This window comes from Hyphomicrobiales bacterium (genome assembly GCA_039973685.1).
GTDB lineage: Bacteria > Pseudomonadota > Alphaproteobacteria > Rhizobiales > JACESI01 > JACESI01.
This window is the reverse complement of sequence record JBDWKL010000013.1, coordinates 39,050-63,124: the sequence shown is the minus strand read 5'-3', so window position 1 is coordinate 63,124 and position 24,075 is coordinate 39,050. Positions and strand designations below refer to the sequence as shown.

Genomic DNA, 24,075 nt, shown 5'->3' with positions numbered 1-24,075 from the left:
AGAATTTCACGTAATTTCAATCGTGCCCTTCATGTGGGGGTGGAACGCACAGAAATAATCTGTTTCCATTTCTTTCGTCACGATAATCGAGCCGCTATCCCCTTTGACAATTTCACCTGTATCCCAACCGCCTTCGTTCGCTGTGGCCGTATGGGGGGCTATATCTTCGTTGGTCCACTTAATGGTATCGCCTTGTTTGACCGAAATGTGCATCGGTTCAAATTGAAAAGCCTTTATCCTTACCTCATGTATCTTAGGAGTTTCGGCAAGGCTGCTTTTTTGGAAAATGGTGAGGGCACCGGCATACGCCGCCGCCCCAACCAAAACTTGTCTGCGTTTGAGTTTCAAACCCATTATTTCAAAGCCTTGACCATCATCTCAGCATGAGTTTCGTGCGCTATGAAAATTTTCAAGCCTTCTTCGAACAGTGCTTTAACTTCGGCATTGTCGATGTTTGGAATAAACACATTGCCAACAAGGTCGATGACCGCCTTGTGGTATGCGAGCTCGTTTTCAGCGTAGGCAACATCAAACTCAGATCCGCTAAGTGCGCTAAACTTGGCGATGAGTGCTTCACCATCTTGGTTTAGTTTTTGGCTTAGGAAATTGTCTTTCGCGCTCGCGCCCAGTTTCTCCAGTAGAGCCAAAGCCTGCTCATTGATGGCTTCATGATCGCGGATCATTGTCTTGGCGAATTTGTGGATTTCTGAGTTTGTCGATTTTGCGAGAGCCAAATGAGCATAACGAATATCAAGAACGTCGGCTGTGTAAGCAACGTGTGCAATTTCAACATCGCTCAATGCAGCAGGGTCATTGGCGAACGTTGGTGTTGTGAAAAACAGGCCAACAACGGCAAGTCCAGCGAGTAGTTTTTTCATAATTTCCTCCAGTTTGGGTTTCTATCATTCTTGGATACAACCGGAAGAGACAGGTCAGATATATCAGATCATGCGAAATTTAGTGCAGATCGTTCAAGGCACTGTACAAAGCTGCATGGTACTGTAATTTAGGTTCATGCTTGATCTACTCAGTGATATTCTCACAAAACTCTCCGTGCAGGGCACGCTCTACTTCCGTACGTCGTTTACGACGCCGTGGGGGATTGCTGTACCTGACTTTGAAGATGTTGCGCGTTTTCACTTCGTCCACCGTGGCAGTTGTCTGGTTTCAGTGGAGGGAGCTGAAAAGCCGGTTAGCTTGGCGCAGGGCGATTTGATCATCATTCCGCATGGTGCTGCCCACAGCCTTTATTGTGCGTCTACTCCTAAAGACGCCATTTTGCCGCTTGATACCGTGTTGGAAGAATCTGGATTTGATGGAACGGGTGTCTTGGTGCATGGCGGTGGCGAAGATGATAATGACACGCAGCTTATATGCGGGCATTTCTCGTTTAAGAAACACGCACAGCATATTTTGATCGAGCGATTGCCACCTTTGATCCATCTCAAAAATTATGGAGAAGACGCGGGGCGTTGGATGGAAGCGACTTTACGCGTCATCGGTGATGAAACTGGCGGTCATCGTCTCGGTGGTGATTTGATCGCCTTGAAGATGTCGGAAGCTATTCTCGCGCAGGCAATTCGGTCATTCCTTGAAAGTGATGAATCGTCCCAATGGGGTTTAAATGGTTTTTCTGATCAGCATCTTTGCAAAGCGCTAGATGCTTTTCACAAAGCGCCCAATGCGCCATGGACTGTTGATACATTGGCGAAGCGAGCAGGCATGTCGCGAACAAGCTTCGCGGTGCAGTTCCAAAAGAAGCTTGCCATGCCGCCCATGCAATATGTCTCGTCATGGCGAATGGAGATTGCCAAGGAATGCCTTGCTGATCCGTCAAAGAGCCTTTCGGATGCGGCAGAAAACGCTGGCTATGCCTCAGATTCAGCTTTTACGCGGGTTTTCAAAAAAGAAACCGGCATGACACCCGCCAGTTTTCGCAAAGAGATCAGTTCTTCGTTAGTTCAAAATCTCGAACGATCTGCATAGTTTTTTGAACTAGTGATCATGGTTTGAAAGAAACGCCACCACTATCCTTTCTTCACTGATGCCGCATTTGGTGTCTCAGTTTTTGAAAAGGAAATCCTATGCTCCCACGCTTTATTACTAAAGAAATTCACGCTTATCTCGATTATCCTGTTGCAATAACCTTGATTGTTATGCCGTTTGCGCTCGGTCTTGGCGAAACCAACCCTATGGCATTTTGGTTGTCATTTGCCACAGGCATCGCCGCTTTCTTGCTTACGGTTTTGACAGATCATCATCTGGGTGTTTTCAAAGTTCTTCCTTATAAATTCCACCTCACGGTTGACGGCATCGTCGGCGCTACTTTTGTTGTGGCACCTTTCCTTTTTGGATTTGCTGGCCTTGAGTTTTGGTACTATGTCGTCTTCGGCCTAACAGTTCTGCTCGTCGTGGGTATGCACAAATCTAATCCGCAAATGGACGCGATGTAAGATTTATTCAAACGTTAGGGGCTGCATTGAGTGCAGCCCTTTTATTTGAAAAGAAACCGAATGCACACGCACATAGGTTTGCGGGCTTAGATGCAGCGCGCCTGATGAGGCGACTAAAGCCAACCACGATAATGAATTAGTGTTTGGAACCGAACTGCTTCGCCATGTTTTTAAGCGCGATGACACTGTTTTGAATTTTGCACTTAGAGCCGTTCGCCCGCGACATAACCCGCAGGCCGACATATTGCGTGACCAGCAAGTTGGCTAATGCATTGGTGTCGCTCTCAGGCACAACAGATTTTAGCGCGTCTTCAAAAGCAAAAAGCATACGGTCGAGAGACTTCGTTGCGAAAGCTTCGATTTCTTGATCATAGGACGCAGGCCCCGCGATCGCAGAACAAAGCAGACAGCCGCGATGGTCGCCCGCTTCAACGGCCTCTGAGATCATATCGAATATGGTGAAAATTCGCACCCATCCATCTTGGTCAGGGTCGGTCAAAAGAGCAACGGCTTGGCTCACGGCTTGTTCGTCATAGGTGCTGAGCACTTTTAAAAACAGCGTCTTCTTATCGGTGAACGCCTTATACAAACTGCCCCGCGTCAGGTTCATGCCTTTTAACAGGTTGGGCAAGGACGCATCGGCGTAGCCGTGTTCCCAAAAAACACCCATCGCTTTTTCAAGCGCAATGTCCGTATCAAATTCGCGAGGTCTAGCCATGAGCGAGCCAATAGCATGAATTTAATTTGGTACCAAATAGTACCTAATCACAGGCTTGTGATTGGAACCATTCGGTTCCGAATGCTAGATATGGATCATCGAAACATTCAACGGACCTCTCGGGGCCCTTAACATAGAGAGAAACGATATGACTAACCTCATCGCAAAAACACTGGGCATCTTTGCTGCAGTAATGATCGCATTCGGCGCAATGTCAGCAAACGCTGGCGGCGCGAAAACACAAGGCACATTCACTGGCGCAAGCGACCACATCACAACTGGCGGCGTTCAAATCGTCAAAACAGCCAACGGTGGCGCAGTGGTTATCCTTGATTCAGATTTCAGCCTAGACGGCGCTCCAGACCCACGCGTTGGCCTTGGTAAAGACGGTACATACGTTGCTGCAACAGACCTCGGCAACCTTGGTCACCTAACAGGCGTTCAAGTTTACATCGTACCAGCAGCTGTAAATGTTGATGACTTCAACGAAGTTTACATCTGGTGCAGAAAGTTCGGCGTACCATTGGGCGTTGCATCTCTTAAGTAAGCTTTAGAAACTTTAAAAAATGAAAACCGCGCTGGCGATGCTGGCGCGGTTTTTTTGTGGGTTGGGGGGTGTGTGAATCCGGGCGCGATAGTTCCTTTTTATAGAAATATCTTGCCATTTCGCTATATACTATGTATCTTATGAAAATTACCATATTGGTAACAATCTAAAAATTACCATATAGGTAGCGATGTAATGAAGGTTATCTCAGTAGAGAGGATAGAGGGCTTTATTACTAAGCATAAACGTGGACAAGAAGCTTCTGGCGCTCTTCGTGCTTGGCATAAAGAAATGAAGGCAGCAGCGTGGAGAAGTCCAAGCGAATTAAGAGGCCAATATCCAAATGCCAGACCCATAGGGAAAGGTAATGGAGTGACCGTATTTAAGATTAAAGGTAATCACTTTCGACTAGTGGCTAGGATTAATTACCAAGCTGAAGTCATCAAGATCGAATTTATCGGAACCCACACAGAGTACGATAAAATTGATGTAGGAGAAGTCGCATGGAAAAAATAGATATCAGACCTATTAAAGATGCAGCAGGCCATGGATTCGCTATGAAGCAAATCGACCTTTTGATGTCATTCGATGAGCTTTCTGATGAACAAGTTAGCGACTTGGAAGTCCTCGCAATTCTTGTTGAGAAATATGAAAGTGAACAGTTTCCTGTTCAACTTCCAACCTGTGTCGAAGCAATTGAATTTCGAATGGATCAACTTGAAATCAAACAAACTCAGTTAGCTGAGATGATTGGTTTCCCCAAGTCCCGAATTTCCGAGGTTTTAAATGGTAAAAGAAAGCCATCACTCGATATGATGCGAGCGCTTCGTGAATATCTCAATATTCCTGCTGAGGTGCTATTGGGTAAAATAAATGCGGAGCTTCCAGAGGTTTGTCCAAATGTCAGTTGGAAGTCTTTTCCTGTCTCGGAGATGTTCAAACTTGGTTGGCTTGGTGACGTGATGCCGAAGAAAGATGAACTAGAATCATGCATACGTAATCTGATGGTCGCGGCAAAAGTTGATACTCCACAATTCGCGGGTGTAAAGTTTAGGGGTGTGGATGAAAAGGAGCCGAATCCTCAATCAGTAAATGCTTGGCTTATGAAGGCAAGAGGGGAAGCGATAAATGCTGAAAGCGAGCATCCATTCGACCCCGAAGCAGTTGATCATTGTTTTCGGCGTGAATTGGCCAAGATAAGTTTATATTCTGACGGACCTAAGAGAGCATTTAGCAAGTTAAATCAGGTAGGGATAACGGCTGTTTATGTACCATGTTTAAAAAAAACATACATCGATGGTGCTTGTTTTAGTTTGCCAAGTGGAAAGCCTGCGATTGCAATTAGTGTACGGTATGACAGGCTTGACAACTTTTGGTTCACTCTTTTGCATGAGTGTGTTCACGTCGAGCGTCATTTAGCTGATGAGGGTGTTATTCTAGATGAAATTGAGCGCCAAACTGGCGCTTTTGGGAATGACCCTGTCATGGAAAAAGAGGCAGATACCTTAGCTAGAAAAGCTTTAGTGCCAGATGATATATTTGAAGAGTTACGTCGTGTAGCTGGAAATATATCAAAGGCGAAAGTGCTATCCTACGCTAAAAGAGCTGATGTTCATGAAGCAATTATTGCAGGACAAGTAAGACTTTTGACACAGAGGTATACGCATTTTACAGGCCTTGTGGGGCATGGTGAAGTGGCTAAAAGATTAAATTGCGCAGCGCATTGAGAGATTTAGAAACAATCCAAAAGATGTCGGTTAGATGTGTAATTGAGCGAATGATCAGAGCTATTCCGAGCCTGTTGTAACCGCTGCGTTAGCGAGACTCAAAGAAGACGGTTTTATTAATTAGTATTTGTAGATCGGTACTCAGAGTTATCACCCACCAACCTTCTTAACAAACTGAGACTTCAGCCCCATCTGTCCGATGCCCGATATTTTGCAATCAATGTCGTGGTCACCCTCCACCAGTCGGATGCCTCGGACCTTCGTGCCCACTTTCACAACAGACGATGAACCCTTAACCTTCAGGTCTTTAATCACCGTCACCGTGTCGCCGTCTTGCAGCGTGTTGCCGACGCTGTCTCGTATGACGGGGGCGGTGTCTTCGCTTTCGTTGGCGGACCATTCGTGGGCGCATTCGGGGCACACCAGTAGGGCGTCCATTTGGTAGGTGTAGACACTGGCGCAGGCGGGGCAAGGGGGTAATGTATCTGTCATGGTCAAGCTATAGCGTTCCTCATCGTGTGACGCCATCCATGTTTTAAAAGAAAAACCCCCGATGCAAGCACCGGAGGTTTGAATGTTGTTTTGGTTTAAATTTACTCAGCAGGCTGTTCTGCCGCCATGCCTTCTTTCTCGCGCATACCGTCGCGGATGAGCGCTTTAAACAATGCGATACCCATCAACGCCATAACCGCAGAGAACGGTAAGGCTGCGATGATCATCGCCGTGTTGATGGCGCTAAGGCCACCAGCAACCAACAGCACCCCAATCACCGTGGTGAGGGCTGCACCCCAAAAGATGATATGTACTTTTGGCTTCTGGCGCGCATCACCTGCGGCAGCGATTGTATTGATAATCAAGACCGCCGAGTCAGCTGATGTGACGAGATAGGTCAACAACAAGATAACAATGATGATGGACATGATCGTTGCCAATGAAGGCGACAGCATGAAGTTGATCATCGCGAAGAGTTGCGACGATAAACCAGCACCCGTAATCGCATCACCAGCGCCGCCGTTGAGGGTTAGGTCAATGGCTGTTCCGCCAACAATGGCAAACCAGACAAAACACATCACCGATGGAACAATCATGGCGCCAAGAACATATTCGCGAACCGTACGGCCTTTGGATATGCGGGCAAGGAACAGGCCAACGAATGGTGCAAATGCTACCCACCAAGCCCAATAGAAGATTGTCCAGCCACCTTGCCATCCAGCAAGTTTGCTCGCCACGCTTTCCGCATCGCCATCACCTGACCACACGGTCACAGACATGGACGGTAGAGCAAGGATGTAATCCCACATACCAACAACCAATGCTTTCAAGCCAAAGAAGGTAGAACCGAAAACAAGGAAGAAAGCTAAGATGAAGAACGACAAGCCCATGTTGATATTGGACAACCATTTAATGCCCTTACCAACGCCCGAAAGCGCAGACAATGTGGAGGCGACCATCACAACAATCAAAGCAAACAACATCGCTGAGACGGTTGGTGAACCTTCAGCATCCATCATCCATGTTGCCCCTGTGATATTGAACATGCCTGACGCAAATTGCGAGACACCATAACCAATTGTTACAGACACACCCAGAATTGTGGCGATCACTGAAACGATATCAATGACGTGCCCCAAAGGCCCAGACAAAGATTTGCCGAACAAAGGCACAAGACCAGAACGGATGGTTAGTGGTAAGCCGCGTGAGTATGCGAAAAAGGCAAGTGAAAGACCGACGATTGCATAACAGCCCCATGCTGAAAAACCCCAGTGTAGGAACGACCACTTATAAGCCGAACGCACGTTGTTTTCTGCGCTGCCTTCCGTGATGCCCTGAATAACTTCTGGGTTGGTTCCAAAATGGAAAAGCGGTTCGCCTGTCGCGTAGGTCAACATGCCAATGCCGATACCAGCACCAAACATCATTGAGAACCACGAGAAGCTGGAAAATTCCGGCTTGTCTTCTGGCTTACCAAGCTTCAGCTTGCCCGTTGCAGGCCATAGAGCCAAGGCAAGGCATACGAGGATGTAAAAGGTCATCACATACATATACCAAGAGCCCGTATTCGCATCGACAGCCGAGCGGATGCTTTTCAGCACGTTACCGGCCTGTTCGGACCACACCGCAGCCCAAAGAATTAAAACGCCAATCAAGATCTTCGATCCGACGGTGACAATTTGATTGAAACCCGCATAAAAACCGCTTTCTGCAGTATCTATTGGTAGGCTTCGTAAAGGTGGTTTGATGGCCATTCTTGCTCTCCCCAAGCAGTTTTATTTTATCTGTAGGTCCCAAATCCTACGTCGATTTTTGCCGAGTATACGACAAAAGTAGTAAAACCTTAGTGGAGTATTGAATGCTTGGGAAGGGATATTTTTCCTTACCTTAAGTAAGCATTTGAACGATCAAATCTAAATTCTGGTTCGACCAGAAGAAAACGACACGCAAGAAAAAGAATGCGACAATATCGTTGAATAAATTTCGAGAATTACTGGCTGGGGTCTTATATTTCGCCCAAAATTTTCTCGTTGTCTGCGCCTAATTCTGGCGCAGGGCTAAGGGGTGCATTCTCATAATCTGAAAAAACGAGCGGTTGGCGCGTCACCCATTGCTCTATGCCATCCAACCGTTTTATGCGGTGATAGAGGTTCCTCGCCATCAAGCCTTTATCATGCGGTGCTTCGTTGAGACGGTTAGCTGGCCCCCACATTTGACCGCTGTTGTTAAACACGCTCTCCCATGCATCGCGCGGTTCTTGGGCGATGCGGTCTTCAATCATGCCTTTTAATTCACCGCGACGTGCCACGCGCTCGGTGCGTTTTAGGTCTGCGACATGATCGAGGCCCAGCGTTTTGCAAAGGGTTGTCCAGTAGCTATCCTCATGGGCGATTGAAAGGGTGAGCCATTGGCCATCTTTGCATTGAAAAAGGTCGAAGGCAGGTTCTGCTTGCGGCGGCGCGATCCCGTCATCTTGGTCGCTCATCGCGGTGAAGGCTGCCATGGCGGAGGCAACGCAATCTGTCATGGAGACATCAATATAGGTGCCTACTTTGGTTCGTTCGCGCGCGTTGAGGGCGGTTAAAATGCCGATGGTCGCATAAAGTGCCGACATGGTATCACCAAGCAGGAAGGTGGAGGGCAAGCCTGTCACATCGCCCTTAATGCGCTCATCCAAAGCCCCCGCCACCCCTTGATAGGTGAGGTCGTGGGCAGGGCGATCGCGGTAAGGGCCGCTTTGTCCAAAGCCTGAGATGGAGCAATAGATAATGCGCGGGTTGTGGGCTTTTACGTCTTCATAGGAGAGGCCCGCTTTCGCCAATTTTCCCGGTCGAAACCCTTCAAGGAAAACGTCGCTCTCGCTAAGCAGGGATAGCAATTGCTCGCGCTGACCGCTTTCTTTCACATCCAGTGCGACGGAAGATTTGCCACGATTGATTGCCTCATAAAACGCTTTGAAATGACGGGCAGGGTCGCCGCTGTTTGGCCGTTCCACCTGCACCACTTCCGCGCCAAGGTCGCTCAAAACCATGGTGCAGAAGGGGCCTGGATATTGTTCCGCCATGCTGACCACTTTGAGACCAGCAAGGGGCGTCTTTGGCGTGCTCATTCTTAGCTTTCCTTCGTCCAATCGACCTCGATACGGTTTGCCTCATTTTCACCGGGCAATACGCGGCGAGCAATGGCGAAGCGGTGCACTTCAGATGGGCCGTCATAAATGCGGAAGGCGCGGATGGAGCGGTAAATATGCTCAACTGGCGTATAGCCCGTAACACCAAGCCCACCCAAAATTTGCATGGAACGATCAACCACGCGGCTAAGTGCTTCGGAGACAAAGACCTTCACCATGCTCGTTTCGTGCCGCCCTTTTGCGCCGCTATCAAGAATGGCACAGGCATGGTCGATGGAAATGCGCGCGGTGTGCAGGTCAATTTCATTGTCAGCCAACATAAAGCCAACACCTTGGTGCTCACCCAACCGCTTACCGAAAGACGTGCGATGACCTGCATGGTGAAGGGCTGTATCATGGCAGCGCTGTGCAGCACCCAACCACCGCATACAGTGTGTTAAGCGTGCAGGTGCAAGCCGCACTTGGGCATATTGAAAGCCCTTGCCAGCTTCTCCTAAAACATTGTCTTTATGCACGCGCACATTATCAAGCTCAATTTGGCAATGGCCACCGGGTGTATCGTGCGCCATCACATCCATCTCTTTGATGATGTTGATACCCGGTGCATCGGTCGGCACGAGGAACATGCTTGGTGGCGCATCATCGGCTGCACCATCCCTTGCCATGATGATGGAGAACTTAGAACCTACAGCGCCGGTGATATACCATTTGCGGCCAGAGATCAGATAGTCATCACCATCACGAATAGCGCGGCTCGTCATCTGGTTCGGGTCAGCACCCGCACCACCCGGTTCCGTCATCATGAAACAGGAGCGAGCACCTTCGCAGAGCGGCTTTAAGAACTCTTCGCGCTGGGCGGGTGTTGCAACTTTGTTGAGAAGGTGCTGGTTGCCTTCATCCGGCGCATTGCAATGAATGGAGATAGCACCAAGCATGGAGTATCCGGCTGCTTCAAATGCAACGGCAGAACCGCGATGGGTAATTTCTTTGCCACCATATTCTTTAGGTAAGTGAGGGCCATAAATGCCCGCCGCTTTTGCTTCGGCCACAAGCTCTAACCTTAGCTCGTCGGAAATCTCTTTCCCTGTTGCTTTCCATTCCGGCTCACGAGGGATGCAGCGATCAATCACAAATTGGCGGATCTCATTACCAAGGTCTGCATAAGTTGGGTCTAGCGGTGAAAAATGGGGTGTGTCAGTCGACATCTCATCTCCTCAAGGAAAGCGCACAGGTGGCACTCATGGGAGCATGCATGGTTTTAGATGGCAAGGCTTTGTCCATTAACAAGAATGAATTCAAAGCAGTAAGACTAAATTTTAGAGCGCTATTTGCGATCCATCTCTTGCGCAATTTGTGGGCGAAGCAGTGACAAGAATGCAGCCCCTTCATCAATGTAAGGATTAGCTTCGCCTTGTCCCCATACGGGACCTGGCCATGTGGCATCTGTTTCAAAACGGGCAATCACATGGATATGCAATTGACGAACAATATTGCCAAGTGCGCCGACATTCATCTTTGTTGGGTTGGTCACGGCCTTAACTGCGCGGGATACAGCAGACATTTCTTCCATCAAAAAACTCTGCTCAACGCGGCTCAACTCAAAAATTTCTTCGATATGAGCCACACGCGGCACCAAAACGACCCACGGATAACGCGTGTCATTCATCAAGCGAACGGTGCAAAGGCGTAAATCGACGACGGGAAAGGTATCTGCTTCAAGTCTGTCTGACAGCGAAAAACCTGTTTTTAATGCGTTCATTATCGTCTCTTTGCCCTATGATCTCATCATCTTGTGAAAGATCATGAGATTTGTACTTGCAAAAGTGCGTCAGCCCTGTGATATGATGCGGTTGGGAGGTTGGCGATGGACGTGCCACTCGCCAACCGGGTCAGATCCGGAAGGAAGCAGCCCTAACGAGCTTAGGCTCGGGTCAACGTCCAATCTCCTATTTTCGCGTCACTCTCAAAATGGCCGTGGTTATCTACCACGCCATTTTCAGAGACAGGCCCAGCACTTATGCTGTGGAATTGTGCCATAGTACTGGCATGATGGTTTGTCACTCACAAGAGAGCGGGGTAGTCTGAGGACTAAATTCCGCGAAGATCGTTAATGAGGATGCGGGTTATGGACGAGACAGACGGACAGACAGCCTATCGCGTGCTGGCTCGAAAATACCGCCCAAGCACCTTTGAAGACTTGATCGGTCAAGAGCCGATGGTCACGACACTCACCAATGCATTCCAACTCAACCGTATCGCCCAAGCCTATATGCTAACAGGCGTTCGCGGTGTCGGTAAAACAACGACAGCTCGTATCTTAGCCCGCGCTTTAAACTATGAAGCAGACGGGATTGACGCGCCAACCATTGAGATGGCGGAGCATGGCGCCCATTGTGATGCGATCATCAATTCAAGCCACATTGATGTGGTGGAGATGGATGCGGCCTCTCATACAGGTATTGGCGATATTCGCGAGATCATCGACGCGGTGAAATACAAGCCTGCGGCAGCGCGCTATAAAGTTTATATCATCGATGAGGTGCATATGCTCTCAACAGCAGCCTTTAACGGTTTGCTGAAAACGCTCGAAGAGCCGCCAGAGCATGTGAAATTTATCTTCGCCACAACCGAAATTCGTAAAGTACCGGTAACGGTGCTCTCACGTTGCCAGCGCTTTGATCTTCGCCGGATTGAAGGCGAGACCATGGTGACGTTTTTGCAGGGCGTGGCCCAAAAAGAAAATGTTGAAGTGAGTGATGATGCGCTGGCGCTCGTTGCTCGTGCCTCAGAAGGGTCTGTGCGCGATGCGCTTTCTCTGCTTGATCAAGCCATCTCCCACGGCGGCGGTGGTGTAACCGCTGATCAAATGCGTGACATGCTGGGCCTTGCCAACCGCACGCGCATTATTGATCTATTCGACCACGTCATGTCTGGCCGCGTGAAGGAAGCGCTGGCTGAGATAAAAGAACAATTTGATGTGGGCGCTGACCCTTTCGTCATTTTATCTGACTTGGCCGAATTTACCCATTTGGTCACAACGGCAAAACTTGCAGATGGCGTGCCACGCGGACAGGCTTTGTCTGATCTTGAAAAAGCAAAAGCGGAAGAGTTTGCTGAAAACCTTTCCATCCGTGTTTTATCACGGGCTTGGCAAATGCTCTTAAAAGGCATTGAAGAAGTTCAAACTGCCCGCAAGCCCTTAGCCGCAGCAGACATGGTGATTGTGCGCCTTGCTTATGTTGCCGATCTGCCAACACCTGATGAGGCAATTAAGCTTATCAAACAAGGTGCAGGAAGCGGGCAAACAGCACCTGCGACGAATGCTGCGCCTCATCCATCTGGCAACGGTGGTGCGCCTGTTGCACAATATGGTGGTGGGCAGATGAGCCAGCCAATGCCATCAGGCGACCCTGTCATGTTGGATGCCCAACAGACGGCGCCTGAAATGCAGCGCCCGCGCCCCGTTTTGGCAACCAATAACCCAAATCCACAGCCAGTTGAGGCCGAACCCGTTCCAGAAGCAAAAGCGGCTGAAAGTGTGCGGATTAATCGCTTTGAAGATTTGGTGGCGATTGCCGAAGAAAAGCGCGACCTTGCCTTTCGTCATGCGCTTGAAGCGTGTGTCTGTTTGATTGCCTTTGAAAATGGTCGCATCGAATTTTCACCGACCCCACAAGCACCGCGTAATCTAGCGTCCGACATAAAGTCGCGTTTGAAAGATTGGTCTGGCCAAGATTGGCAAGTGATCGTCGCGCGCGAAGGCGGCGAGGTGCCACTTAAAATTCAGCGCGCGGAAGAAGAAGCAGAGCGCACCCGCGAAGCAGAAGAAGATCCAACGGTTGCAGCCGTATTAAAACAATTTCCAGGTTCGAAAATAGTCAATATCTCATTCCAAGAAGATGAAGAGATATTGGAAGCTGTGCCTGAAGATGATGACATAGACAACGATGGAGAAACACCGTGAAAGATATCATGGGTTTGATGAAAAAAGCCGGCGAAATGCAGGCGAAAATACAGGAAATGCAAGAAGAAGCAGCCAACGCAGAAGTTGTTGGCACAGCAGGCGGTGGCTTGGTCACTGTGACGCTTTCTGGCAAAGGCGAGATGCGTGGTCTTAAAGTTGACCCGTCGCTTTTGAAGGAAGAAGAAGCAGAAATCATGGAAGACTTGATCCTTGCAGCTCATAATGATGCCAAGGGTAAATCTGAAGCGGCGATGCAAGAAAAAATGCAAGAAATGACCGCGGGTCTTCCTTTGCCGCCGGGAATGAAATTGCCGTTTTAAGCGTCTTTGCTAAAATCGTTATTGAAAGAAACCATGATGACCAAAGTCGCCCTTGTAACAGGTGCTGGAACGGGTGTCGGTAAAGCCGCTGCTCACGCGCTAGTGGCGGGTGGTTATCATGTGGTTTTCAATGGTCGCCGCGAGACTGTCTTGCAAGAAGCGCTAAGTGAGTGTGTTGCTGAACACGGAGGCGCGGGCGAAATAATTGCGGGCGATATCAGTGATGCGGCTTTTGTGGAGACTATGTTTTCCCAAATCGAAGAACGTCATGGCCGCATTGATGTCCTCTTCAACAATGCGGGCGTTATTGTTCATAGCAAGCTGATTGATGAGATTTCAGTTGAAGAATGGACCAACGCGGTCAACGTCAATCTAACAGGTTCGTTTCTATGTGCCCGCGCGGCGTTCTCCTTGATGCGCCGTCAAGAACCGCATGGCGGACGCATTATCAATAACGGGTCTATTTCGGCCCATGCGCCAAGGCCTGGGTCTGTGCCTTATACCGCGACCAAACACGCAATCACTGGTTTGACCAAAACGCTCTCATTGGATGGGCGCCCGTTCGACATTGCATGCTCACAAATTGATATAGGCAATGCGGCGTCTGACATGGCGATACCGCTTGGTGAAGGCGCGAAGCAGCCTGATGGTTCTATCAAGCCAGAACCTTTGATGGACCTCGTGCATGTGGGTGATGCCATCCGCTACATGGCGGACTTGCCGCTCAGTGCTAACGTTCAATTCATGACAGTGATGGCAACGAACATGCCCTTCGTTGGGCGTGGGTGATTGAAATAATTCCTATATATTGTAATAAAAACAAGTAAATTCAAAAAAAATTAAATTATGACAACTAAAGTCACAGTGCTGTCTAATTTTAAACAAAGACAGCTGTAAGTTGTCATCTACGCATTAAAGCTTGGTTTTCTTTTATACCTTGCTTTCATGCATACCTCCCGCATCCTCATAGTCCATATGGAATGCTTAAACGATTGGATTTGTAAAAATCCATACCTTTTTATGAAAGACAAGAATTATGAAAAATAAAACAATTGTTGCAGTTTCTGCTCTCGCTGTATTGGTAGCAGGCGTTGCTGCTCCGTCATTTGCAAAGGACGGCAAGGGTGGCAAGCATTTTGCTAAAATGGATACTGACGGTAACGGCACCATCTCACAAGCTGAGTATTTGGAACGCGCTAAAAAGCGGTTTGCAAAAATTGACGCAGACAACAACGGCGAGCTAACTAAAGAAGAACTAAAAGCCGCTCGCGAAGCACGCAAAGCAAAGCATGCAGAACGTAGAGCAAAGAAAAAAGCTCAATAGAAAACTGAGCGATTTTTACTTTTCAAGCGCGGCCTGCAAAGGCCGCGTTTTTTGTATGGACCGTTGCTTTATGTGTCGCAGCGACTGGATCATTCAATTTTTCAAAAAATTGGTTGCGGGGGCAGGATTTGAACCTGCGACCTTCAGGTTATGGTGCTTTGGCACGATGAGCTACTCGCCCGTAAAAGCGAAGCTTTTACGTCAGCGACGGTATTCGATGATTTTCGAAAGATTGGTTGCGGGGGCAGGATTTGAACCTGCGACCTTCAGGTTATGAGCCTGACGAGCTACCGGGCTGCTCCACCCCGCGATACTGAACACTTAGCGTGTCCGAAACACGTCTATAGACATTAAGTTTCGGATTGAGAAGGGGGCTATGTCGTTTTTTTGAAATTATTTTTGTAACCGCTCTGATTGTCCGCGTCATTGAGGCAAATGTGCTGTTGAAAGTTGCGACTGCCAAGGGCGAATTTACCCGTTCGGCGCTGAGGGGAAATGTGTGTGCCGTCAGCGTCAAATGGATAAATTAGGTTAGATTGTTACGGGAGCGTGCTGACCCTTGCTACTTAGTGCCATACATGCGGTCACCCGCATCACCAAGACCTGGCATGATGTAACCAAGTTCATTGAGGTGGCTATCAATCGCCGCTGTGAAAATTGGGACATCTGGGTGTGCGGTTGTGAGGGCTTCGATCCCTTCTGGCGCGGCGAGCAAAGACACAAAGCGAATGTTTTTGGCGCCCGCTTTTTTAAGCTGTGTAATCGCGGCTGATGCTGAATTGGCTGTTGCAAGCATTGGATCAACGGCAATCACTAGGCGCTTTTCGATTTCCTTTGGTACTTTGAAATAATATTCAATTGGTTCCAGCGTTTTATGGTCGCGGTAAAGGCCAACATGTCCAACACGCGCAGAAGGGACAAGGTCCAACATACCATCAAGCAGACCGTTACCTGCCCGCAGAATAGAAATAAACGCGAGCTTCTTACCTTCCAGAACGGGTGCTTCCATTGTTTCCATTGGCGTTTGAATGGTCTGTGTCGTCAACGGAATATCGCGCAGCACCTCATAAGTCAGCAGCGTTGAGATCTCTCTCAGCAACTGGCGAAAAACAGCGGATGATGTGTGCTTGTCACGCATCAAGGTGAGTTTGTGCTGAATGAGCGGATGATTGACGTGGGTTACATTTTTATGGGTCATTCTTCCGCTATATCCTCGTTCCAAAGTTCAGGCTGTTCTTCAATAAATTTTGTCATCAATGCAATGCAGTCAGGGTCTTGTGCCAGCACCACTTCAACGCCGCGCTCGCGCAAAAACTCTTCGTTGCCGCCAAAGGTTTGGTTTTCGCCAATCACCACGCGTGAAACGCCAAACTGTACGATGGTGCCAGAGCACATCATGCAAGGGCTGAGTGAGGTATAAAGCGTCATGTTGCGATAGCTTTTTTGCCGTCCTGCTTTGCGCAAACAATCCATTTCACCATGGGCAATCGGGTCGCCTTTTTGAACCCGTTGATTGCGTCCTTGTGCAATCAGTCGATCCCCTTCGGCCAGTACGGACCCTATGGGACAACCACCTTCTTCATAGCCACCGAGAGCTTCATCATAAGCAAGGCGCAAAAAGCGTTTGTCGGTTTCGGTCATAGCATCGCTCATGCAACGGGCCCTTCGTAATATGGTAGTTGATCTGTGCGCGGTTGATAGTCGCCTGATTGGGCAAGCTTTTCAACATGCGCTTGAATTTCTTCCAAAGGCGCGAACCAGACGTCCTTGGTCTCAAGGGTTTTTTCTAACCACTGTTCAACCAAGCGCCAGCGGGCCAAGCGGCCTGTTAGGAATGGGTGGACGATGAGCATAAAGAAACCACCCGCCTCATATTGCGCGTCGAACTCTTCCCAAAACCCTTGCAGGCCAGAAGAAGGACCGCGTACGGGCATCATGTAGCCAATCTCATCATAGTGAGCAAAAGGCGGCCAGTCATCTGTGCCCCAATGAACGGGCATCTCATAAAGCTCACCCGCCGCTGTTTGCATGCGGTAAGGAATGTCGTCGGCCATGAGTGATGAATCATATTTGAAGTCATGTTCGATCAATAAGTCGATCACTTCTTGGGTGACGTTGTAAACTGGTGCGCGGTAGCCACGTGGTTTGCCACCAACGATACGGCCATAGCTGTCGAGTGCTTTTTCAACCCAGTGGCGTTGATTGCCTTTTGTCACAATCGGGTCTTCGTGAATCCAGCCGTGATGACCAATTTCGTGGCCGTCTTTCAAAATCAAATCCACGGTTTCTTGGTATTCTTCAAGGCACCAACCGGGGATGAAGAAGGATTGTTTTAGACCAAACTTTTTATACGTTTCCAAGATGCGCGGCACGGCGACTGTCGGGCCATATTTCCCCATCGTGATTGGATAGAGGCGGTCATAGCTATCTTTGGGTCTTGCGATATGGATGAGACTATCAGCGTCCATATCAAAGGTAATGGCACACGCGCATTTTGCACCATTTGGCCACGGAATTGGATTGGCAATCATCTCTATTCCTCCAGCAAATGAGTGCGGTCGGCAGGCCAGCTTAGGTAGAAGGCGCGTCCTGACTTAAGATCAATATCGGCCAAATCGCGCTCTTGTATTTGGGTCTTAAATTCGCTGCCGTCTTCTGCTTCCAAAAACAGCGTCACGACTGAGCCGACAAATTCTTCTGAGATCAAGGTGACAGGCACGACATTGGTGCCCGCTTTGGCTTTCGGTTTTGCTTCATGCAGATTGACGAAGTCAGCAGCAATCGCAAATTCCACCGCGTCGCTTTCTTTTAAATCGCACTCTTTAGATGGCTGGATGGTAAGTGGGCCGAATGATGCCTCTAAATGGACAAGGCTCTTTGTTGCCTTTGTCACTTTGCCTGCAATGATGTTGTTGCGTCCAACAAACTCAGCCACAAACCGCGTGCGTGGTGCGCGGTAGATGTCTTTTGATGGTCCAGCTTGTGCAATCTCGCCTTGCCCCATAATGATTACACGGTCAGCCATGGCGAAGGCTTCAGATTGGGAGTGGGTGACGTACACAAAGGTAATGCCAAGTTCTCTTTGAAGCCGTGTCAGCACTTGCTGCATACGGATCACAAGGTGTGCATCAAGGGCTGAAAGTGGTTCATCGAGCAGCAGCAATTCCGGCTCGGTGACAAGAGCACGAGCAAGGGCCACACGCTGACGTTGGCCACCTGAAAGTTGGGCGATGTCGCGGTTTGCAAATTCTGCAATTTCCATTTTCTCAAGCCACTCATCAGATTTTATCCGACGATTGGCCGCATCCATGCCGCGCATTTTTAGGCCGAATTCCACATTGGCCCGCACATTCAAAAACGGGAACAGCGCGAGTGATTGCCAAACAAGCGGCGTGTCGCGTTCATGGGCGGACACATCATTCATGCGCTTGCCATCGATGATGATGTCGCCACCATCAGGCGTTTCTAGCCCTGCCAACATCCGCAAGCTTGTCGTCTTGCCGCAACCAGATGGACCCATGATCGCCACAAATTCACCGCGGTCAATTTCGAAACTCACATCATTGACGGCAGTAAAATCACCGAAGCGCTTTGTGACCGAATTAAACTGAACAAGGGGGTTGGTCGTCATGACGTTTCTTCTTTGTTGGATTTAGCCATGAAAAACAGCTGTGCTGCAATCACTAGCGTCATGGAGATAATGAAGACGAAGCTACCAATGGCGTTGACGCGTGGATCGATGTTGCCTTGCACGATTTCGAGGATCATCACGGGGATGGTTTTGTTGAGGCCTGAGACGAACCACGCGACCGCAAACTCATCAAAGGAGACTGCCGCCGTGAGGCAGAGAGCGGAGATAATCGCAGGCTTGGCGAAAGGAAATATAACATGGCGCATGGCAGCCCATTCACTCGCGCCAAGGTTCCATGCCGCAGCCTCCAAGCTTTCATCCATCTGTGAGAGGCGCAGGCGAATGATGGCCATGGCAAAGGGTGCGGTGAGCACTGTGTGCGCGACGATGATCGACCAAACTTGCCCCGATGCCCCAATGCGCGAGAGCCATGCGAGCATAGCAAGCGCCATGATGATGAGCGGGATGGTTGGTGGCAAAAGAGCAAGCGCTAGGTAGGCGCCTTTGAAGCGGAAGTTATAGCGAAAATCTGTGTACGCCGTTGCAAAGCCGATGATGGTCGCAAGCACGGCTGTGCACACCGAAACGATCAAACTGCGGGTGGCGGATTCCCAAAACTCAGGGTCGCTTAATACCGCTTCATACCACTGGGTTGTGAACGACCCAAGTGGAATGGTTGGGAAGCGCTGTGAGTTAAACGAGAAGATCAAACTCGTGACAATCGGCGCGAAAACGAAGATAAAAATCACGCCGACATAGGCCCATAAGAACCATTTGAGTGTCTGTCTGTTTAAGAGCGAATTCATGCTCTGCCTCGCTTCGCATAAGCTGCATAAATGGCGGCAAAGGCAATGGTGAAGAGCGTGACCATCATGGTGATCGCAACCACAGCGGCCCGTGGCCATTGTTGGCCGGATTTGGTCTGATCGATAATGAGGATCGGCAAGGTCGGCGGTTTAGAGCCGCCCAGATAATAGGGCGCGACAAAATCACCGAAGGACAGAATAAAGCAGAACACCGCGCCGATGATCAGGCCGACCTTTGCAAGAGGCACCACCACGGTGAACACTGTGCGCAAACGTCCGCATCCAAGATTGTGCGCGGCCTCTACCAGCGAGCGATCCACCTGCGCCAAGGAGATGGTTTGCAAGATCACCACAAGCGGCAGGGTGAGCGTAAGGTAGCCAACCGTTGAACCAAATGTCGTGTTCAACATGGTGTAAGGACCAAGCCCGACAAAGCCCAGCATGGCATTGATGATGCCTTGTTCGGCCAAGATCACGTACCAAGAGAAGGTGCGCACCAGATAGCTTGTGAAAAACGGGATGATTAAAAAGAAGATCGCCCAACGCCGCACGGTGGCCGACACTTTGAAAGCGAGAGTGTAAGAGGCGGGAAAGGCAATCAGCGTGCAAATGATTGTCGCAGCACCTGCTAGGCCGAAAGTGAACCAGTAGCTATCCCAGAAATAATTGCGGCCAAACATTTTGACCCAGTTCTTCATCTCGAACGCTTCGACCATGCGGTAGTTTTTCACGAGGAAAAACGACATCGCTACCATCAAAGCCAAAGGGCCGATGAAGAATAAAAATTGCCAAATGATAATCGGCAGCCGCCATGTCAGTTTATAGACAGACCAACGATTTTGCCGTGCTTGTGACGCCATGAACTATGCCGGATACTAAAATAGAAATGCCCCCGCCAACGCAATGTTGGCGAGGGGAACTTTACGCGTCGTCTATGCGTTTTTATATTCAGACCAGTAATCGTTCCAATCTTCCAAAGACTGTTGTTTTGGAATGTCGCGGTAGTGGATGCGGCCTTCTTTCACAAGCGTGATTGGGTCATTGGCAAGACCATCAACCTGACCTGTACGGACCGCTTCTTTCTTGTCCACTTCGTTCAAGAGTGCGCGGCCTGCTTTGGTAATCGCGAAGCCTGGGTAAGCTGCCATTTGTGCAGATTTTACCTGACCTTGTGGCGAAAGCATGTACTGGATGAAGTTCTTCACGAGGTCTGCTTTTTCAGAACCCTTGCCGATACAATAGCTCTCCGTCCACTGGATGCCGCCTTCTTTTGGAACGACAGAGGCAACGGGTGCGCCGTCTTTTTCGAGAACGCCTGTGATCCAGTCACCAATGCCACACATTGCAAGCATTTCGCCATTTTTCAATGAGTTGAATGTCCCGCCGTAATCGAAGTAACCGCCAACTTGTGGGCGTAGGCTTGTGGTTGTTTCTTGAACCTTGGCCCATCCAGCATCATCAAGATCCCAAAGACCAGCACCATTGCCATTATAAAGGCTCATCATGCCAAGGCTTGGTAGGTGCCAATCAAAGTGGCCAACTTTGCCTTTCACGTCTTCTTTCCAGAAGCATGAATAGCTTGCCGCTTCTTCAGCGGTAATGGCATTCTTGTTATAAGAAACACCAAGGTGGCCACAGCGCACCATGACAGAGTGAAGCTTGCCATCTGCCCAGTGACCCGGGAACTTGGTGAAGTCTTCATGCAGCATGTCGTCGAAGTTATAGTCTGCAGCGTTTAGCTCCTCGATGTGGCCAGCCGCGTTAAGCTGCTGTACGAATTCCGCATCTGACAAAATTACGTCGTATGTGCCTGGAGGTGATTGAGCAATCAGCGCCAACATATTGTCGCCACCAGCATAATATTTCGGTTTGAATTTTACGTTGTTCGCAGCTTCGTATTCACCAACAATGTCGCTCTCGCCGTGGCCATACCAAGCCAACATATTAAGTTCCACCGTTTGCGCCCAAGTGCGGTTGACGAATGGCATAGAGAGCGCAGCAGCTCCCGTATATTTCAATAATTCACGCCTTGTTGGCTTTAAAATATTGGAAGATTTCTTCTGGTCGGTCATGACGGGGCTCCCCTAAAATGTAGTCCATAAAATTTCAGATTGGAGCCTATCTTGAGGTTTGAGGAGGAGTCCATAGTGAAGCTATTTTTAATCTCGCATTGGGCTTTGCTTGTTGATAACGTTGTGTGCAGCGAGGAAGATTTGCGGAATTTAAGGGCAGGGTGATGAATAGGCAGGCGTTTAAAGAAAAGTTTGGTACCACGAAGGCAGTTGTCTTGCCGGTGATCCATGTGATCGACGAAGAGCAAACGCGGCGCAATATAAAACTGGCGCTTGATGGCGGCTGCAAAGGTGTCTTTCTGATCAATCATGATTTTGGTGTGAAGCAATTTTTGCCGATTATCGAAGATGCACGCGCGACTTTTCCTTCTGCTTGGATTGGCATTAACTTCCTATCTGTTACGGGTAAAGATGCTTTTCCCGTTTTGGGCGAGTTAGAACGCGGTGGTACGCGCATTGATGGGTATTGGGGCGATGATGCGCGCATTGATGAAGCGCGGTCCATTGATGATCAGCCAGAGGCGAGCGCTATTTTACAGGCGAAGAAAGAGGCCGGATGGGATGGTTTTTATCTCGGCGGCACGGCCTTCAAAAAACAACGAGACGTAAAACCTGAAGACTATGCCACCAGCGCCACCATTGCTTGCGACTATATGGATGCTGTTTGCACATCAGGCGTTGCAACGGGCAAGGCGGCGGACCTTTCCAAAATTGATGTGTTTCGAAAGGCCTGTGGCGACAAGACGCTCGCCATTGCATCTGGCGTTACGCCTGAAAATGTTCACCACTATGCAGAAGCGATTGATTGCATCATGGTTGCAACCGGCATTAACGTCGAAGGTGATTTTTATAATATTGATCCTGTGCGTTTGGCACGATTGTTTGCGAATTTGGAAAATGGGGAGAATAGGGCATGACGACGCGCGATAAAGGACCAAGGGATGACCGTTGGTATTTCCCGCTTATGGCACCCAACACTAAGGGCGAGAAATTCGCTTGGCTTGATCCAACTTCAATTTATATCAACGGCGAGGCCTTCCACGATCTACTGGATGATCTATGTGCTGACATCGAACCTGATAGCTGTGATGTTGTAGCAGGGCTTGATGCCATGGGTTTTGTGCTTGGTGCAGCCATAGCAACGCGCATTGGCAAAGGGTTCTTGCCGATCCGTAAAGCGGGCAAATTATGCGTCGATACAGATAGCGCAAGCTTCACTAATTATTCAGGTCGCACCCAAGACATGGAAATGCGCAAACCTGCTTTCGCCGCTGGCACAAGAGTTCTACTGGTTGATCAATGGGTAGAAACCGGCGGCTCTATGCATGGTGCCATGCAATTGGTTGAGCAGCAGCAAGGCAAGGTCGCGGGGTTAGTCGCCGTTGTGATTGAAGATTGTGAGCGTACGGCCGAATACCGTAAGAAATATCCGTGCATCTCGGCTATTCAACCGGGAACGAAATGGCAAGATCAAGCCAATGCACAATATCTGGAAAGCTTCAAAATCTATAAGCCTGAAGACGCATTTCCGATTTGATGTGGTTGTGAAGCGAGGCCTTGCGCGCGGTTACAGTTTGGTTGAAATCGCGCGACTTGGATTTGTGATTTAAGGTCTAAACCTTAGCTACCTAGGCAATTTTTAAAGGCTGTCGCCATGTTCGTAACCAGCTTGCTGTAAAGTCCAGCACCTGGTTCTAGCTCTGCGCCTAGTGGGTCAAGTGTCTCTTTCTTGGCCTTCGTATCAGCTATCACTGTATCGACAAGTTTAGTTGGGAATTGTGGTTCGCTGAACACGCAACTAACTTTGGTTTCATCAAGAGTTGTGCGAATTTCTTTGATCCGGCTAACACTTGGGCTTGTCTCAGGACTGAGTGTGATTGAGCCAGTTGCTTCGATACCAAAACGCGCTTCGAAATAACGATAGGCGTCATGAAAAACGATGAAACGTGCATCTTTGAGCGGCGCCATTTCTTCTTCAATCTCATGGGTTAAGTGATCAAGCTTTGAAATTAGTTCTTTTGCGTTAGCCGCATATTGTTTGGCATGCTCAGGGTCTGCCTTAATCAGAGTTTTCTCGATTTTTACAACCATTTTCTGCGCATTGACCGGATCAAGAAAAATGTGCGGGTCTACAGCGTGGGCGCCATGCCCTTCGTGATCATCATGCTTGGCATGGTCTTCATGCTTGGCATGGTCTTCATGTTTGTCATGATCATCGTGCTTGTCGTGATCATCGTGCTTGTCGTGATCATCGTGCTTGTCGTGATCATCGTGCTTGTCGTGATCATCATGCTTGTCGTGGTCATCATGCTTGTCGTGGTCATCGTGCTTGTCGTGATCATCGTGCTTGTCGTGATCATCGTGCTTGTCGTGATCATCATGCTTGTCGTGATCATCGTGCTTGTCATGATCCTCATGCTTGGCATGTTCTTCGTGCTTGTCATGATCATCGTGACCGCCATGGCCGCCGTGATCTCCGTGACCTTCAAATGTTGCGCCTTCGCGGAATTCGAATTTCACCAAGCCTTTTGTTTCAATCAGTGCGACGCTTTTTGCTTTGCTCGCAATCGTCTCCAGAGATTTTGGCAAAAAGGTCTCAAGTCCTGGGCCAATCCAAAAGACGACATTGGCTGCGGCCAAATCTTTTGCTTGGGACGGGCGCAGGGAGAAATCATGGGGAGAGGACGCGCCTTTCACAATCAAGCTAGGTTCTGCAACACCTTTCATTACGCTCGCAACAAGGGAGTGCACTGGTTTTATAGACGCGACCACCTTTGGCTGGGCGACAGCCATTGTTGGCAAAGTAAAAACGAGGGCGGAGATAAAGGTGGGTTTTAGGAGACGAAATACTGGCATTTTGATTTTGAAACTCGTATTGATAAATGGGATGG

Annotated in this window: 27 protein-coding genes, 1 tRNA gene and 1 other RNA gene; 12 read left to right on the top strand and 17 right to left on the bottom strand. The window is 49.1% G+C overall.

The features are described 5' to 3' along the window. Positions 1–6: 6 nt before the first annotated feature. Complete coding sequence (locus tag ABJO30_03550) at positions 7–354, bottom strand: cupredoxin domain-containing protein (GenBank protein MEP3231886.1); 348 nt, start codon at positions 352–354, stop codon at positions 7–9. Beyond that, positions 354–878, bottom strand: a complete 525-nt coding sequence (locus ABJO30_03545) for a DUF4142 domain-containing protein (protein MEP3231885.1) — start codon at positions 876–878, stop codon at positions 354–356. Before ABJO30_03545 ends, ABJO30_03550 begins: the two co-directional genes overlap by 1 nt. Before the next feature lie 136 nt (positions 879–1,014). Between ABJO30_03545 and ABJO30_03540 the strand changes: the two genes are divergently transcribed. Both ABJO30_03540 and ABJO30_03535 read left to right on the top strand, forming a co-directional pair. Continuing rightward, a complete protein-coding gene (locus tag ABJO30_03540) occupies positions 1,015–1,986 on the top strand; it encodes an AraC family transcriptional regulator (GenBank protein ID MEP3231884.1) in 972 nt (323 codons plus the stop codon). A gap of 98 nt (positions 1,987–2,084) precedes the next feature. Next, on the top strand, positions 2,085–2,453 hold the full coding sequence (locus tag ABJO30_03535) for a hypothetical protein (protein ID MEP3231883.1): 369 nt from the start codon (positions 2,085–2,087) through the stop codon (positions 2,451–2,453). 136 nt (positions 2,454–2,589) lie between these two features. On the opposite strand, the gene ABJO30_03530 is transcribed toward ABJO30_03535, so the two are convergent. Next, complete coding sequence (locus ABJO30_03530; protein ID MEP3231882.1) at positions 2,590–3,171, bottom strand: TetR/AcrR family transcriptional regulator; 582 nt, start codon at positions 3,169–3,171, stop codon at positions 2,590–2,592. A 148-nt stretch (positions 3,172–3,319) separates the two neighbouring features. Between ABJO30_03530 and ABJO30_03525 the strand changes: the two genes are divergently transcribed. From ABJO30_03525 to ABJO30_03515, 3 genes are all read left to right on the top strand, one after another. After that, positions 3,320–3,718: a DM13 domain-containing protein gene (locus tag ABJO30_03525; protein ID MEP3231881.1), complete on the top strand. Its 399-nt coding sequence runs from the start codon at positions 3,320–3,322 to the stop codon at positions 3,716–3,718. A gap of 195 nt (positions 3,719–3,913) precedes the next feature. After that, the gene (locus ABJO30_03520) at positions 3,914–4,234 is read left to right on the top strand and encodes a type II toxin-antitoxin system HigB family toxin (protein MEP3231880.1); all 321 of its coding nucleotides are present in this window, start codon (positions 3,914–3,916) and stop codon (positions 4,232–4,234) included. Then, a complete protein-coding gene (locus tag ABJO30_03515; protein ID MEP3231879.1) occupies positions 4,222–5,445 on the top strand; it encodes a helix-turn-helix domain-containing protein in 1,224 nt (407 codons plus the stop codon). The genes ABJO30_03520 and ABJO30_03515 overlap by 13 nt, the downstream gene beginning before the upstream one ends. A 150-nt stretch (positions 5,446–5,595) precedes the next feature. Here the strand turns inward: ABJO30_03515 and ABJO30_03510 are convergent, their stop codons facing one another. The 5 genes from ABJO30_03510 to ABJO30_03490 form a co-directional block, all read right to left on the bottom strand. Then, complete coding sequence (locus tag ABJO30_03510) at positions 5,596–5,937, bottom strand: zinc ribbon domain-containing protein YjdM (protein MEP3231878.1); 342 nt, start codon at positions 5,935–5,937, stop codon at positions 5,596–5,598. Positions 5,938–6,038: 101 nt separating this feature from the next. Further along, complete coding sequence (locus ABJO30_03505; GenBank protein ID MEP3231877.1) at positions 6,039–7,691, bottom strand: BCCT family transporter; 1,653 nt, start codon at positions 7,689–7,691, stop codon at positions 6,039–6,041. Positions 7,692–7,942: 251 nt separating this feature from the next. Then, the gene (locus tag ABJO30_03500; protein ID MEP3231876.1) at positions 7,943–9,046 is read right to left on the bottom strand and encodes a CaiB/BaiF CoA-transferase family protein; all 1,104 of its coding nucleotides are present in this window, start codon (positions 9,044–9,046) and stop codon (positions 7,943–7,945) included. Positions 9,047–9,048: 2 nt separating this feature from the next. Beyond that, on the bottom strand, positions 9,049–10,272 hold the full coding sequence (locus ABJO30_03495; protein MEP3231875.1) for an acyl-CoA dehydrogenase family protein: 1,224 nt from the start codon (positions 10,270–10,272) through the stop codon (positions 9,049–9,051). A 119-nt stretch (positions 10,273–10,391) separates the two neighbouring features. Further along, the gene (locus ABJO30_03490) at positions 10,392–10,826 is read right to left on the bottom strand and encodes an HIT family protein (protein ID MEP3231874.1); all 435 of its coding nucleotides are present in this window, start codon (positions 10,824–10,826) and stop codon (positions 10,392–10,394) included. A gap of 94 nt (positions 10,827–10,920) precedes the next feature. Between ABJO30_03490 and ffs the strand changes: the two genes are divergently transcribed. The 5 genes from ffs to ABJO30_03465 all read left to right on the top strand — a co-directional run bounded on the left by ffs (position 10,921) and on the right by ABJO30_03465 (position 14,675). Then, an RNA gene (ffs, locus tag ABJO30_03485) (signal recognition particle sRNA small type) lies at positions 10,921–11,017 on the top strand. A 175-nt stretch (positions 11,018–11,192) separates the two neighbouring features. Next, positions 11,193–13,031 (top strand): DNA polymerase III subunit gamma/tau, encoded by a 1,839-nt coding sequence (locus ABJO30_03480; GenBank protein MEP3231873.1) that lies wholly within the window; start codon positions 11,193–11,195, stop codon positions 13,029–13,031. Then, positions 13,028–13,351 (top strand): YbaB/EbfC family nucleoid-associated protein, encoded by a 324-nt coding sequence (locus ABJO30_03475; protein ID MEP3231872.1) that lies wholly within the window; start codon positions 13,028–13,030, stop codon positions 13,349–13,351. The genes ABJO30_03480 and ABJO30_03475 overlap by 4 nt, the downstream gene beginning before the upstream one ends. Before the next feature lie 36 nt (positions 13,352–13,387). Then, positions 13,388–14,140, top strand: a complete 753-nt coding sequence (locus ABJO30_03470; GenBank protein MEP3231871.1) for an SDR family oxidoreductase — start codon at positions 13,388–13,390, stop codon at positions 14,138–14,140. 247 nt (positions 14,141–14,387) lie between these two features. After that, positions 14,388–14,675: an EF-hand domain-containing protein gene (locus ABJO30_03465; GenBank protein ID MEP3231870.1), complete on the top strand. Its 288-nt coding sequence runs from the start codon at positions 14,388–14,390 to the stop codon at positions 14,673–14,675. 233 nt (positions 14,676–14,908) lie between these two features. Here ABJO30_03465 and ABJO30_03460 read toward each other — a convergent pair. From ABJO30_03460 to ABJO30_03425, 8 genes are all read right to left on the bottom strand, one after another. Beyond that, a tRNA-Met gene (locus ABJO30_03460) sits at positions 14,909–14,985 on the bottom strand. Positions 14,986–15,237: 252 nt separating this feature from the next. Continuing rightward, complete coding sequence (gene upp, locus ABJO30_03455; GenBank protein ID MEP3231869.1) at positions 15,238–15,873, bottom strand: uracil phosphoribosyltransferase; 636 nt, start codon at positions 15,871–15,873, stop codon at positions 15,238–15,240. Further along, positions 15,870–16,328, bottom strand: a complete 459-nt coding sequence (locus tag ABJO30_03450) for a nucleoside deaminase (protein MEP3231868.1) — start codon at positions 16,326–16,328, stop codon at positions 15,870–15,872. The genes upp and ABJO30_03450 overlap by 4 nt, the downstream gene beginning before the upstream one ends. Next, a complete protein-coding gene (locus tag ABJO30_03445; protein MEP3231867.1) occupies positions 16,325–17,206 on the bottom strand; it encodes a polysaccharide deacetylase in 882 nt (293 codons plus the stop codon). The genes ABJO30_03450 and ABJO30_03445 overlap by 4 nt, the downstream gene beginning before the upstream one ends. Before the next feature lie 2 nt (positions 17,207–17,208). Continuing rightward, a complete protein-coding gene (locus tag ABJO30_03440; GenBank protein ID MEP3231866.1) occupies positions 17,209–18,306 on the bottom strand; it encodes an ABC transporter ATP-binding protein in 1,098 nt (365 codons plus the stop codon). After that, on the bottom strand, positions 18,303–19,112 hold the full coding sequence (locus ABJO30_03435) for an ABC transporter permease (protein ID MEP3231865.1): 810 nt from the start codon (positions 19,110–19,112) through the stop codon (positions 18,303–18,305). The genes ABJO30_03440 and ABJO30_03435 overlap by 4 nt, the downstream gene beginning before the upstream one ends. Beyond that, a complete protein-coding gene (locus ABJO30_03430; protein MEP3231864.1) occupies positions 19,109–19,972 on the bottom strand; it encodes an ABC transporter permease in 864 nt (287 codons plus the stop codon). Before ABJO30_03430 ends, ABJO30_03435 begins: the two co-directional genes overlap by 4 nt. A gap of 72 nt (positions 19,973–20,044) precedes the next feature. Beyond that, positions 20,045–21,184 carry a spermidine/putrescine ABC transporter substrate-binding protein gene (locus ABJO30_03425; GenBank protein ID MEP3231863.1) on the bottom strand — a complete coding sequence of 380 codons (1,140 nt, stop codon included), beginning with the start codon at positions 21,182–21,184 and terminating at the stop codon, positions 20,045–20,047. A gap of 164 nt (positions 21,185–21,348) precedes the next feature. On the opposite strand from ABJO30_03425, the gene ABJO30_03420 reads away from it, so the two are divergent. Together ABJO30_03420 and ABJO30_03415 are read left to right on the top strand one after the other, a co-directional pair. Continuing rightward, complete coding sequence (locus ABJO30_03420) at positions 21,349–22,101, top strand: BtpA/SgcQ family protein (GenBank protein ID MEP3231862.1); 753 nt, start codon at positions 21,349–21,351, stop codon at positions 22,099–22,101. Then, positions 22,098–22,721, top strand: a complete 624-nt coding sequence (locus ABJO30_03415) for a phosphoribosyltransferase family protein (GenBank protein ID MEP3231861.1) — start codon at positions 22,098–22,100, stop codon at positions 22,719–22,721. The genes ABJO30_03420 and ABJO30_03415 overlap by 4 nt, the downstream gene beginning before the upstream one ends. Positions 22,722–22,804: 83 nt before the next feature. Here the strand turns inward: ABJO30_03415 and ABJO30_03410 are convergent, their stop codons facing one another. Then, positions 22,805–24,040 carry a zinc ABC transporter substrate-binding protein gene (locus ABJO30_03410; protein ID MEP3231860.1) on the bottom strand — a complete coding sequence of 412 codons (1,236 nt, stop codon included), beginning with the start codon at positions 24,038–24,040 and terminating at the stop codon, positions 22,805–22,807. Between the last annotated feature and the right edge of the window lie 35 nt (positions 24,041–24,075).